At 39.8% G+C, this 12,062-nt stretch carries 13 protein-coding genes; 4 read left to right on the plus strand and 9 right to left on the minus strand.

Annotation, left to right across the window (positions count from 1 at the left end):
• Positions 1-371 precede the first annotated feature (371 nt).
• From AWW68_RS18010 to AWW68_RS18045, 8 genes are all read right to left on the minus strand, one after another.
• On the minus strand, positions 372-1,160 hold the full coding sequence (locus AWW68_RS18010; RefSeq protein ID WP_068224540.1) for a hypothetical protein: 789 nt from the start codon (positions 1,158-1,160) through the stop codon (positions 372-374).
• A 1-nt stretch (position 1,161) separates the two neighbouring features.
• On the minus strand, positions 1,162-1,809 hold the full coding sequence (locus AWW68_RS18015; protein ID WP_068224544.1) for a L,D-transpeptidase: 648 nt from the start codon (positions 1,807-1,809) through the stop codon (positions 1,162-1,164).
• 1 nt (position 1,810) lies between these two features.
• Complete coding sequence (locus AWW68_RS18020; protein ID WP_068224545.1) at positions 1,811-2,905, minus strand: L,D-transpeptidase family protein; 1,095 nt, start codon at positions 2,903-2,905, stop codon at positions 1,811-1,813.
• 69 nt (positions 2,906-2,974) lie between these two features.
• Entirely contained in the window at positions 2,975-3,574 is a 600-nt protein-coding gene (locus AWW68_RS18025; RefSeq protein WP_068224553.1) for a hypothetical protein, read from the minus strand.
• Between the two features lie 165 nt (positions 3,575-3,739).
• Positions 3,740-4,912, minus strand: coding sequence for an MFS transporter (locus tag AWW68_RS18030; RefSeq protein ID WP_068224556.1), 1,173 nt, complete (start codon positions 4,910-4,912; stop codon positions 3,740-3,742).
• Between the two features lie 253 nt (positions 4,913-5,165).
• Positions 5,166-5,873 carry a TIGR00266 family protein gene (locus AWW68_RS18035; protein WP_068224559.1) on the minus strand — a complete coding sequence of 236 codons (708 nt, stop codon included), beginning with the start codon at positions 5,871-5,873 and terminating at the stop codon, positions 5,166-5,168.
• A gap of 43 nt (positions 5,874-5,916) precedes the next feature.
• The gene (locus tag AWW68_RS18040; RefSeq protein WP_068224563.1) at positions 5,917-6,294 is read right to left on the minus strand and encodes a Dabb family protein; all 378 of its coding nucleotides are present in this window, start codon (positions 6,292-6,294) and stop codon (positions 5,917-5,919) included.
• A gap of 97 nt (positions 6,295-6,391) precedes the next feature.
• Complete coding sequence (locus AWW68_RS18045) at positions 6,392-6,853, minus strand: hypothetical protein (protein WP_068224566.1); 462 nt, start codon at positions 6,851-6,853, stop codon at positions 6,392-6,394.
• Between the two features lie 250 nt (positions 6,854-7,103).
• Between AWW68_RS18045 and AWW68_RS18050 the strand changes: the two genes are divergently transcribed.
• From AWW68_RS18050 to AWW68_RS18060, 3 genes are all read left to right on the plus strand, one after another.
• On the plus strand, positions 7,104-7,691 hold the full coding sequence (locus tag AWW68_RS18050; RefSeq protein WP_068224568.1) for an LOG family protein: 588 nt from the start codon (positions 7,104-7,106) through the stop codon (positions 7,689-7,691).
• Positions 7,692-7,771: 80 nt separating this feature from the next.
• Positions 7,772-10,255, plus strand: coding sequence for a hybrid sensor histidine kinase/response regulator (locus tag AWW68_RS18055; protein WP_068224571.1), 2,484 nt, complete (start codon positions 7,772-7,774; stop codon positions 10,253-10,255).
• Positions 10,252-10,644, plus strand: coding sequence for a RidA family protein (locus AWW68_RS18060; RefSeq protein WP_068224574.1), 393 nt, complete (start codon positions 10,252-10,254; stop codon positions 10,642-10,644). The genes AWW68_RS18055 and AWW68_RS18060 overlap by 4 nt, the downstream gene beginning before the upstream one ends.
• Here the strand turns inward: AWW68_RS18060 and AWW68_RS18065 are convergent.
• Complete coding sequence (locus tag AWW68_RS18065) at positions 10,628-11,353, minus strand: NUDIX hydrolase (protein WP_245660268.1); 726 nt, start codon at positions 11,351-11,353, stop codon at positions 10,628-10,630. The two genes, AWW68_RS18060 and AWW68_RS18065, sit on opposite strands and share 17 nt — an antisense overlap.
• A gap of 17 nt (positions 11,354-11,370) precedes the next feature.
• On the opposite strand from AWW68_RS18065, the gene AWW68_RS18070 reads away from it, so the two are divergent.
• Positions 11,371-12,030 carry a DUF4159 domain-containing protein gene (locus tag AWW68_RS18070; protein ID WP_068224577.1) on the plus strand — a complete coding sequence of 220 codons (660 nt, stop codon included), beginning with the start codon at positions 11,371-11,373 and terminating at the stop codon, positions 12,028-12,030.
• Positions 12,031-12,062: the final 32 nt, after the last annotated feature.

A 12,062-nucleotide genomic window follows, 5' to 3' on the forward strand; every position in this document is an offset into this window, starting at 1 on the left:
CTACGCCTATGAAAGACTTGGCAAGTTCGATGGTTTTGATGTTGGTCGCTTTTTCTTTTGTAGAATCAAGAGAAAAGGAAGTCTAGAAAAACAACCCTAAACAAAGACAAGGATAAGTTTTGCAGATCCCTCCCAAAGTCGGGATGGAAAATTAAAAAACACCTTCTTCTAGCTCATCATCGATTGCATCGATGATGCATGAGAAGTCAGTTTGTAACTGACACTTCAAACTTAAATTCCCCCAGCTCTTCCGAAATACCGAGAGGATGAGCGATCTTTTTTCCACACCTGATAAAGCCCCCTTTCAGAGAATTTATTGGTTAGATTAGAGTCGTCCGACCACTTAGAGTGGTCTGACGACTAATCCCTTGTCAATTATAGTAAATCACTACTTTGGGCTGCTCTGGTAAAGCTCGGTAGATAGAAGTTAGTTCAGCACTTGGAGCAACCAAATAGATTTGAGGCCGATACTCCATAGTTTCAAAAGTAAATACCGAAGTCACAAGTGAGCTCAAAGCGTTGGTTCTTTGGGAGTCAAAAAACTGTCTTTTTGCTCTTCTATCTAGCTTTTTAGAATTCTCTTCTTGACTCAAAAATAGCTCAAGGCCATTCTCCAAAATCAGCTGAATATGAGTAGGCTCATAAACCAACGAATCAGGTTGTGATACAGATGCTAAAAACTCTTCCTGAGTTTTTGGAGCAGTCTTCTCAATAATCGGCTCCTTCACAATGGTAGCTCTACTAGAGTCCACTCGTAATGGTTTTGAAAACTGTGTCCAGTACTCCCTCTCTCCTAGTCGTTTCAGCAAAGGATCTATCTGCATTTCAGCTAGCTGAACTTTGTAAATTGACATACCATTGATAAACAAACTCAAGGAGCTATCTGGAACATTGAGCACTAGGCTAATCGAATCTTTCTTCGGCAAAGCGAGTAATGCCTTTTTAAAAGCAATCTGTCTTTGAAGGGAATCGAGTCCGTTTACAAACTCTGGTGATTCCATTTCAACATCCTGGTTCCTCCACTCCTTCAACTTTAAGATTGGAGCTGAAGCTAAGTGAAACATACTTAGTAACAGCAACACTCCGAACACACAAGCTACAGCAATGACTGGCTTTCTATATCGCTGAAAAAACGACTTTAAAGTAGCAAATACTTCCATCTTAGAAGATATAAACTTTGGCACCCATTGGCATAGACTTATAAACAAGCTCAAGGTTTTCGTCATTTAGGCGAATACAACCATGCGTAACCGGAAGCCCTAAAAACCGCTGGAAAAGCGTACCGTGAATCAAATAGCCATCGCCTAAGCTTAGAGAATAATCACCAAGCACTCCATACTCAAACCTTGAGGGGTGATTGTACGATGGCACAGGCAAGCCTTCCTCCACAAAAGCCCAGTCTGGCTTCTTCCATACCGGGTCTTTCGTTTTATTTAATATTCTGAATTCGCCTTTAGGCGTTTTAAACATCCACTTTTCTTTCTCGCTCTTTTTAAGAAGAACATAACTACCTGTAGAGCACATGTCTTTTTTAATCAGTTCATCGCCCTTATATAGGTAGAACTCGTTCATGGTGCTATTCACCACTAGGTAATTTGTTTTGGGCATATTAGCCTTCAATTTTTTATCTAGCGAAGTCAATTCCTTTTCGGCATTGGACTTCATTACCCGAAACGTTGAATCGTTCACCTCAGGCTCGTTGCCAATGGTAGCCAAAGCAATTGTAACCGACTGTAGATTGAGCACAAGCAACAGCCCTGAAATGCTCAGGCTTACAATCATTAAGGTTTTTACTATTCTCTTATTCATTTCAATTACCCGTTGTGGGCATATTTAGTGCACCGACAATGAGCACTGGCGTGTTTTCTGGCACCAGTTTCCATATTTTGTCCATGTCTGAATTTTCTAAGGCAATACATCCGTCTGTCCAATCGATGCCTTTTCCACCATCTCCATGTATTTCGATCAGGTTACCAATGCTTGCGCTTTGGGGAATTATTCCCTCAGCTTTATTCTGCTTAAATCTCTTTTTATCTTCCTCATTCGGATAGTCCAAAAGAAAGGCCTTGTAATACTTAGTTTGGCCATTAGCCTTTCGCTTCAATACCTTGTAATGACCTTCTGGAGTTGTTTTATCTCCCGACCGCTGCTTATCGCCAATCCAATTGGCACCCAACTCTACTGAATAAGTACTCAGCAGTTTGCCTCTACTATAGATTTTAAGCTCCCTATTGTACTTGTTCACCACTACCAATGCCGAACCTGTTCTTCTAGAATTTTCAATGGCTGAATTCACCCACTTTTTCCAAGTTGGAACCTCTCTTGAAAATTCTTCGAGTGTATTTTTTGCGTAAACAACCAACTCCCCCACGCCAGACTCCAAGACTTTGAGATTTTGCTCCATCTTTCCAGTATTTCCTTTCGCTAATGAGTTAGTCAACTCCTGATGTTTAAGCCTACTACTCGCCAGTAAACTCAATTGCCTTTTACTCATTGGCAAGCGCTTATAGCTACCATCGAATAGAGTTAGCTGTCCACCAATATTTTTAAGCCTATTGGCAAAATTGTTCGTAAGCTTTTTACTTCCTGCTTTTGCCTCTTGAGCGGCCATTTCGGCATACTCAATTGACTTCTTAGCGAAGTCTCTGCTCTCGCTATAAGTTCTCAGAAAAAAGAGCCTTTCGTTTTCAGCGCTCCACGAATTCATAGCAGAATCGTAAAACATCTTGGCTTTCGTCCAGCTACTTTTAGCATAAACCGAAGCCTTTTGTTTATCGGCCAAGGCTAGTTTTTCTCTAGCCAGCGCCAGCTCATCTAAAGGCGGTTTGGGATATAGCGCAAAACCCGACAAAACCAACAGCACAACTAATGCCGACAATCCCAAAACCAACCATTTAAATCTCATAGGCTTTCATAAATAGAAAATCCCCTAGAGCCTAAGCTTTCGGGGACTTTTCACATGATTCAAATACTATTACTTTCTTGCAGTTTTGTATTTGCTGATCACCTCTGTTAATTCAGTGTTGATGGAGCTAGCCTTTTCTCTGGCAACAGATAATTTCTCCATTGTTGGTTTCAACTGACCGCTCTGAAACATCTCGTTAGACTCGTTCATTGATGTTTCGATAGCATCTAGCTCTGCTTTGATAGCCACTAAAGCAGTTGAACCTTCTTTACCTCTTGGGGCTTCAGAAATAAGCGTTCTAGCTTCTGCTACTAATTCAGATACTTCACTGATGGTAGCTGTAATTTCAGATCTTAATGACATAATCACCTCATTGGTGTTAGCAGTAAGCTCTGTAGCTTGCTCTGTTACAGCATTTAGTTTTTCGATAGTAACATCGTACTTCTTGAAGAATTTAGATTTTTGCTCTTCTAGGCTAGCCATTGCTACAGCCATAGAGTCGTTCAATGCCTGAAATTCATCTTCCAAGTAAATGTCTGCACCAGCAACCTGCGCTCCGCTGATGGCTGCGTTTGCTGCATCAACTTCTGCTTGTGGAACACCAGCACATGAGGTTAAGCCAATAATACCAATGAACAATGCACCGATAAATGTGTTTTTAGCTTTCATAATTAGTCTTTCGTCTTTCGTTTTTAGTAGCCTTTGTTAAGACCATTTTTTTAAATCGATCATTTGACGAAGACCTGATAAAAGGTCACATGTTGGGGTGAAAAATATTTTTCTTCCACACAATATTGATTGAACAAAGCCTGTTATAGACCTATTCTACCTACTTCAACCCATCTCTGTTGCCAGATTTTTTTTCTGTTTCCTTAACCTTACAATAGAAACTGCAACTATAATTCCTATGGCTGCCATAGCCGCACCAACTAAATCGGCAGAGGTAAAGCCGTAGCCCATGGCAATTGGCAACCCTGCCAAATAAGCACCAGAAGCATTGCCCATATTGAAGGCACTTTGATTGAGCGATGAGCCTAACATCTCTGATCCTTTAGCAGAGCGAATCATCGTCATTTGAATAGGTGATGCTAAACTGAAAGCTAAAGCACCAATAATGAAAGTCATTATAAGTAGGGCTGTCTTATTTTCTGCAACCATTGTGTTGACCACAAGTGCAATAACCATAAGAATCAGGAAGAAAATCACAGCCTTAATTGGTGAAACTCTATCGGCTACTTTTGCGCCTATAACGTTACCTACAGTCATGCCTACGCCTGCCAGCACTAAGATGTAGCCCACATGGTTTTCCTGAAAGCCAGCCACATCGGTAATCAACGGTGCTATGTAGCTATACCATGCAAAAAAGCCACCCGTACCAATGGTTGTGAGAATAATGACTAACCATGGTTCTGTTCTTTTGAGTAGACCAAAATCTTTGAGAATACCTCTTTTCGATGCTTTCGGAAGCTCTGGCATCCAGAAATAGATGCTCAGCATAGCTAGAACACCAATTACACCAACTATTAAAAAGGCCAGCTTCCAGCTAAAATTGTGACCTAAATATGTACCAAGAGGAACCCCCAATACATTGGCGAAAGTCAAGCCGCTGAACATTACAGCAATTGCCTGAGCTTCTTTCCCTTTTTTGGCTAGTGTTCCGGCCACCACAGCACCTATACCAAAGAAGGCACCGTGTTGTAACCCAGAAAGAAAACGTGCCACCAGTAGTGTCCAGTAATCATTTGCTAAAGCAGAAGCTGTATTGAAGATTGTGAACCATAACATCAGTAGCAGTAATACCTTATGAGCCGGGTACTTACCTCCTAGTCCTGTAAGTATTGGAGCCCCAACAACCACACCTAAGGCATAGGCCGAAATAAAGTGTCCAGCTTGTGGAATAGATATATCTAAAGCTAGAGCTACATCGGGTAAAATCCCCATAATTACGAACTCGGTCATACCAATACCAAAGCCGCCAATAGCTAGAGCCAACAATGATTTCTTCATAATAGCGTGTTTCAAACCAGGCACTCATTCACCTGAGAGTGGGATAAGCTTTGAAAGCCATTAAAAGTTTCCCAATAGTGCAAATTGATTAAATGAGTAGTAATAATGGATAAATGAGAACAGAAGTGAGGAATCTCAAGTAGTAAACAGCACTTAATGCAAAGGTGATTAAATGTGCTAGGGAAAGGAGTAAAAAGGTAAAAGAGTTGAGAGTGAAGTATGAACTTCAACCTCACCCTCAACAGATTAATATTTAATCATTAGTTCTTGCAGGCGGCAGTGCTCTATGAATTCTATCTACCAATTTGCTAAACGGAAGACTTTGCAAATACACTTTACCAGGCCCAGTAAGGTTAACCAAGAAAAGTCCTTCTCCACCAAATAAGGCATTTTTGAATCCGCCAATAAACTGAACATCATAATTTACCGAAGGGCTGAAACCTACCACACATCCAGTATCCACTTTCAAAGTCTCGCCAGGCTTAAGCTCCCTTTCAATGATTGTACCACCTGCATGGATGAATGCCAATCCATCACCAGTCAGTTTTTGGAGAATGAATCCTTCACCGCCAAAAAGTCCCGCTCCAAAACGTTTAGTGAAAGTCACCTCTATCTCAATTCCGTGAGCAGCACATAGAAAGGCATCTTTCTGGCAGATGAACTCTCCTCCTTTAGCTGCTAAATCTAGTGGTACAATTTTTCCCGGATAAGGAGAAGCAAAGCCTACCACTTCCCTGTCTCTACCCATGTTGGTGAATGAGGTAATAAAGAAACTCTCACCTGTAAACATACGCTTCAAGCCTTTCATAAGACCTCCACCAGTACCTGTTTCCATTTGAATGCTCTGATCCATATACATCATGGTTCCTGCCTCTGCTCTTACAGTTTCTTGAGGATCTAAGGTAATTTCCACCAATTGCATATCGTCTCCAATAAGCTTGTAATCTATTTCGTGCGCCATAGTTTGATTTATTCGTTATTCGTTATTCGTTATTCGTTATTCGTTATTGGTTAATTGTATAATCTACTACCACAAGATCTTCTATAATTCCGCCATGTGTATCTCCAAAAGCTTTATGAACAGGATGCGGTAAATACTCGTCTCTAGCTCTCTCATTTTCAAAAGTTAGCAAAAACACATGAGTCATACCTCTATCAAATCCCTCTGGACTATTATTTAGACCCCATTCGAAGGATAAAATTTGTGGAATTTCATTCTGAAGTCCTTCAAATGCCTCAATCAGAGCATCTACTTGCTGTTCTGTAGCATCTGGCTTGAATTTGAACGACACTACATGCCTCAACTTACCCTCGTTGTGTTCTAAAGTTGAACATGCTGGAATCGTTAATATAAGTACTAGTAAAGCAACTAATTTCTTCATATCTGATTTCTAAAGTTTAATCTAATAAATCTATAGAAAGACCAAGTAAGAAACCTGAGTAACGGAATCCTCTCGTCACCAAAGGTGCCTTGGAGATTTAAGAATAAAGGACACCTACAATTGTGGCAGACCACTTTAAAGCTTCTCCTAACCAAACTACCAAAATGGCCGAACGTGACCTCAGCTTCTTGGGATTTCGGAAAAACAAAGCACCTCCGACTATGCAATACAACATACCAAAAATGTACTTTGGTATTAATTGACTGAAGCCCAACACCTCCGAAACTGTAATCAACACAATGACCACTGCTGTAACAGTAAAGAAAGATTTATGACGAGGCTTTAAGTTCAGTGAGTTAGATGGCTCTACTGAAGCTAATATGGAAGCGAAGGCAAAAACATAATCTCCAAATCTACCTATACCGAAAAAGGGGTCTAAATATATAAGACTAGACAAAGCCAGAAATATCGCCAGATTTTTGGTTAGAGGCTTACGGGCATAGCTTACCAATAATAGTGCGGCAAAGGCACAGGCAATGGTTATGATTGAGGAGATCATTAAGGCATAAAGTTACCACTAATATTCTCCCTGTACATACCCTAATTAGGGTACGAGATAGATCGGAAGTCAAGTTTCCTTCTCAATACCCAAAAACATTTTAATACTCTCTGATTTTAAGTTACCGGAGTACTCACTCTGAACTCAAAGGGAATCAGATCAATCACAACCCCGTGAGCTCCTGTGAACCGTACCATGTATTAAAAGTACTATTCCATTGTTTACTTTGCCTTTGGGTATAAATTAGCGTATGCAAAAAATTAAGAAGGTTTGTGTCTATTGCGCTTCGAGCGATAAAATAGACTCAAAGTATTTCGAAGCAACCAAAACTCTTGCTAAGGCATTAACCAAGAATAATACCACCGTAGTGTATGGTGGTGGTGCCAGAGGGTTAATGGGACAGTTGGCAGACACTGTTCTAGAGGAGAAAGGACGAATAATTGGTATTATGCCCCACTTTATGAAGGAAGTTGAGTTTCATCATAAAGATGTGAACGAATTCATTTTTACCGCAGATATGCATGAAAGGAAAAAGCAGTTTATGGTGGGTGTAGATGCACTCATTACCTTACCAGGCGGCTGTGGCACATTCGAAGAGCTAATGGAGGCCATCACCTTAAAAAGACTTGGCATTTTTACCAAGCCAATAGTTATCCTAAACCTAGACGGGTATTATGACGACCTCCTTAACATGTTAGAAAAGGCAATATCAGAGAACTTTCTAGCAGATGCTCACCGAGACATCTGGACTGTATTCACCGACCCTTCTAAAGTTCTTGAAGCTATTCACAACAGCAAACCTTGGTCTAATGATGCAATTAAGTTTGCTCAAGTATAAAATTTCGCATATAGGCTGGAAGAATTCTTATACATAATTTGTAAAATCCGTAAGAATCTAGAATCTTTCAGCGGTAATTGATGAGGTTCTTAAGGCTATTTTTTCTTCTATCTGGTATACTACTCCCAAGCTTAACCCAAATAGGTTTTGCCCAGCAGCGTTTTTCCAAAAACCTCCACATAATAAGTGGTCATACCAACAGAGAGTTAGACCAAAATAGAATTCTCGTTTATATAGATGAGTCCAATGAGCTGGAAATAGAAGACATTCTTAAGCTTGAACAAAATGATTACATAGAAGCCAACTACCTAACTCGGTTCGATGAGAGTAATACATATTGGATGTATTATAGAATTAATGATTCAGGAGATGAACCGCTTTCTCATATTCTCAGGGGTGGAACAAATGCGAAAGAGACTTACTACGTAGTTATTAATGACCAAATATCAGAACACAAAACGGGCTATCTTTTCCCTGCTTCGGAAAGAAGCATACCTCAAGGGCACGATACTAAAATACGGATTGACCACCCACCTAAAGGAGAAGCTCATGTTTATGTAAGAGTTCAGAATACGGATGGCACTCCAATAGATTTAAAGGCAAGACTAGAGCCCTACCAAGAATGGTATGATAATAAAGAGCGAGTAAACCTATTCCAAGGCTTTTTTACCGGGTTAATTATAGTAGTTGCTATGCTCAACTTCTTTTTGTTCGGCTTCACTAAACAAAAGGCTTTCCTCTTTTTTGCGCTTTACTGTTTATTCAACCTATCATATTTTCTTGAAGAATACGGAATACTCGAGGTTTGGCTGTATCCAGAAACAGCAAATCTAGTATCATTTTTAAAGTTTGGACCTATTCTATCCGTAGCCTTCTATTGTCTTTTTGCCAAAGAGTTTCTTGAACTGTATAAAGGCTTTCCCTTTTGGAATAGGACTGTAAAAACCATTGCCTATTTCTCTTTTGTCTTCTTTGTTTTGGTAGCAGGCTTCAACATTATTTCTGGTAATTATTATACCTCTTTCAGAATCTTTGAAGGCTATATGGCTGTAGCATCTTTCACTGCTATTGTATTTCTAATCTCCATTAATCTAAAACCCAACCTTTTGGTTAGGTACTTTTCAATGGGTACCACCTTGTTGATTATTACCGTATTAGTTTCTGCAATTGCCAAGTCATTAGACCATTCGTTCGATATTCACATATTTATTCAAGTAGGTTTAATCATTGAATTGATAGTATTCTCCATAGGAATGAGCCATAAGCTCAAACGCAATTTGGAGAACCATGAAATCACCCAAAAATCGCTGATTATTCAACTTCAGAATAATGAGAAATTACAGCTAAACATCAATCAAGACCTTACTGAACTAGTTGCGGCAAGAACACAGCTTATCAAAAAGCAGAATAAGGAATTGGAAGAAGCCAGAAACGAAGCTGAAAAGGCCACTCAAGCCAAATCTGAATTCCTTTCTGTGATGAGTCATGAAATTAGAACTCCTCTAAACGCTATCATTAGTCTGTCTCATATAATGGAAATGGACAATGAGAATGAGGAGATGCAAGAATACATTGATGCACTGAAGTTCTCTGCAGAAAATCTACACTCACTCATTAATGATGTACTTGATTACAATAAAATTGAAGCCGATAAGCTTGTTTTAGAGACTATTGAATTCTCTGTGATAGACTTACTGAGAAACATTAGAGATAGCTTTAAGTACAAAGCTAAAAATCAAGGTATTGAGTTATTGGTAGAAGTTGGCGAACACATGCCAGATAGAGTCATTGGCGACCCAACCAGACTTACTCAAATATTTAATAACCTCATTGGTAATGCAATTAAGTTCACTCATGAAGGCCACGTTCATATAAAAGCTACCCTCTTAGGCCTTAAAGATGATATAGCCACTGTAACCTTTGAGGTTAAAGACACCGGTATAGGAATACCAAGGGAGAAACTAGAAACGATTTTTGAAGCTTACGAACAGGCCGGCAAAGAAACTACCCGTGAATATGGCGGTACTGGTTTAGGCTTATCAATTACCCAAAAGCTACTTAACCTGATGGGTAGTAAAGTTAGAATAGAATCTGCCGAAGAAGAGGGCACTAGCCTCTCGTTCGATATTTCGTTTATGATTAATCAGGCCTTTGATATGGTAAGTCTCCAAGATCAGATGAGAGATAAAGATCTTCATGGCAAGCATATTTTAGTGGTTGATGATAATGACATGAACCGTTTGGTTCTCAAAAGACTTCTCACCAGTTGGAATGCTCAGTTCGATGAAGCTAATGGTGGAGAAACAGCCTTAAAAAAATGCGGAGAGCATCAGTACGATCTCATTTTGATGGATATTGAAATGAAACCATTATCTGGGTTTGAGGTAGCAGCCACCATTCGTGAAGAGTGCATAAACAATAAGGAAACTACAATCATAGCCATGAGTGGCTACCTAACTTCGGAGTTTGACAAAGAGATGGATAAAAAGCATTTTTCTACCTTAGTGCTTAAGCCATTTGAACCTAATGAGCTATACCGTCAAATATTGAAGTATACACAATGAGCAAACGAAATAACATAAGCAGTGGTAGTCCGTGGGAAGATGTTGTGGGTTATTCCCGAGCAGTTAGAATAGGAAATGTTGTTGAAGTTACTGGAACAGTAGCAGATAATGAAGGTGAATTAGTAGGCGGAAACGACCCTTATCTTCAGACTAAATTTGCCATTCAGAAAATTAAAGGCGTATTAGCACAGGCTGGTGCTTCTTTAGAAGATGTAATTCGCACTAGAATATTCGTCACCGATATCACCCAATGGGAGGCAATTGGAAAAGCTCACCAAGAAGCTTTTGGTGAAATTAAGCCCTGTACCACCATGGTTCAAGTTTCCCGATTTATAGATGACAAGTATTTGGTTGAAATTGAAGCTAGTGCCATTATAACTGAAGCTTAGCTTCAATCTCATCTACCACATAAGAGAATTCGCTGAGCATCATGGCTGTTGCTCCCCAAACCACTTCTCCATGAATATCAAAGTAAGGAGATTGTATGGTGTAAGGAGGAAACTTCATCTCTTTCACCTTCCGCAAAGCTGGGTCTTTTAGAGCAGCCAAAGGCATTGGCAATACATCTGCCACCTCAATAGGGTCTGGTATAAAGTTCGGCTTGTTTCTTACTACACCGATAGTGGGAAGTACTTTGAAGTTGCTGGCAATTATGAATAACTCAGATAGGCTTCCTAATACCTCAACATTATCTTTAGGCACACCAATCTCCTCATGGGTTTCTCTCAATGCCGTATCAACCAAATCGGTATCTACATCTTCCAGCTTACCACCAGGAAAACTAACCTGTCCGCTATGAGCCCCATCATATTCAGGCCTCTTCATTAACGGAATGTGCACCCCTCCCCTGTCTGGATAAAGTAAAATCATAACCCCTCCCAACCTGGCTGGCCGCATTGGGTTTTCTCTGAACCTATTTTCATCTATTGGCTTTGGCGCCATCCTTATTTGCGCTGTCCTTCCTGGCAAAGGCTCTTTCAACCTATCTCTAAGTTCAGATACAAAAGATTCAAAATACTGATTGCTCACTGCTGGAATTAATGTTGGCTTTTCAATCTTAAAGTAATAAACTAAGACACTAATTAATCGTTCCTTCAAAACGAGAATTGATTTTCATGAAAAAATTTGGTTTAACCATACTGCTGCTGGCCTTCTTCTCTGGAGTGAGTGCGCAGTCCGAAAAAATTAAAATCGCAAAACTTCAATATAGTGGTGGTGGAGACTGGTATGCCAATAAAACCGCACTGCCCAACTTGGCAAAATTTTGTAATGAGCAGCTAGGTACAACAATAGATGAAGAAAATGCCGTAGTAACAGTGGGGAGCCCAGAACTTTTCAATTATGCATTTGTATACATGACAGGCCATGGAAATGTGGTGTTTAGTCCCTCGGAAGCAGAGAACCTAAGAAAGTACCTTACTTCTGGTGGCTTCTTACACATTGATGATAACTATGGGCTAAATGATTACATACGCTTAGAAATGAAGAAGGTGTTTCCTGAACTTGAGTTCATAGAGTTACCTCATGATCATCCGATCTATCATCAGAAATTCAATTTCCCAAATGGTATACCCAAAATTCATGAACACGACAACAAACCCGCACAAGGTTTTGGCCTGATTTATGAAGGTAAACTAGTGTGCTATTTTTCTTATGAATCTGATTTAGGAAATGGCTGGGAAGACCAAAGAATTCACAATGATCCTGAAGAAGTAAGACTCAAGGCACTGCAGATGGGAGCCAATCTCATTACATATATTTTTACCGAACTTTAAAATTATTTAAATAAACTAACAGGTTAGTTTGA

Origin of the sequence: Roseivirga spongicola, from assembly GCF_001592965.1 — a bacterium.
Classification (GTDB): Bacteria; Bacteroidota; Bacteroidia; order Cytophagales; family Cyclobacteriaceae; genus Roseivirga; species Roseivirga spongicola.

Coding starts and splice junctions, on each gene's coding strand:
- AWW68_RS18050 (WP_068224568.1), top strand. CDS start 7,104: ATGCAAAAAATTAAGAAGGTTTGTGTCTATTGCGCTTCGAGCGATAAA.
- AWW68_RS18025 (WP_068224553.1), bottom strand. CDS start 3,574: ATGAAAGCTAAAAACACATTTATCGGTGCATTGTTCATTGGTATTATT.
- AWW68_RS18070 (WP_068224577.1), top strand. CDS start 11,371: ATGAAAAAATTTGGTTTAACCATACTGCTGCTGGCCTTCTTCTCTGGA.
- AWW68_RS18030 (WP_068224556.1), bottom strand. CDS start 4,912: ATGAAGAAATCATTGTTGGCTCTAGCTATTGGCGGCTTTGGTATTGGT.
- AWW68_RS18045 (WP_068224566.1), bottom strand. CDS start 6,853: ATGATCTCCTCAATCATAACCATTGCCTGTGCCTTTGCCGCACTATTA.
- AWW68_RS18010 (WP_068224540.1), bottom strand. CDS start 1,160: ATGGAAGTATTTGCTACTTTAAAGTCGTTTTTTCAGCGATATAGAAAG.
- AWW68_RS18015 (WP_068224544.1), bottom strand. CDS start 1,809: ATGAATAAGAGAATAGTAAAAACCTTAATGATTGTAAGCCTGAGCATT.
- AWW68_RS18040 (WP_068224563.1), bottom strand. CDS start 6,294: ATGAAGAAATTAGTTGCTTTACTAGTACTTATATTAACGATTCCAGCA.
- AWW68_RS18055 (WP_068224571.1), top strand. CDS start 7,772: ATGAGGTTCTTAAGGCTATTTTTTCTTCTATCTGGTATACTACTCCCA.
- AWW68_RS18035 (WP_068224559.1), bottom strand. CDS start 5,873: ATGGCGCACGAAATAGATTACAAGCTTATTGGAGACGATATGCAATTG.
- AWW68_RS18060 (WP_068224574.1), top strand. CDS start 10,252: ATGAGCAAACGAAATAACATAAGCAGTGGTAGTCCGTGGGAAGATGTT.
- AWW68_RS18020 (WP_068224545.1), bottom strand. CDS start 2,905: ATGAGATTTAAATGGTTGGTTTTGGGATTGTCGGCATTAGTTGTGCTG.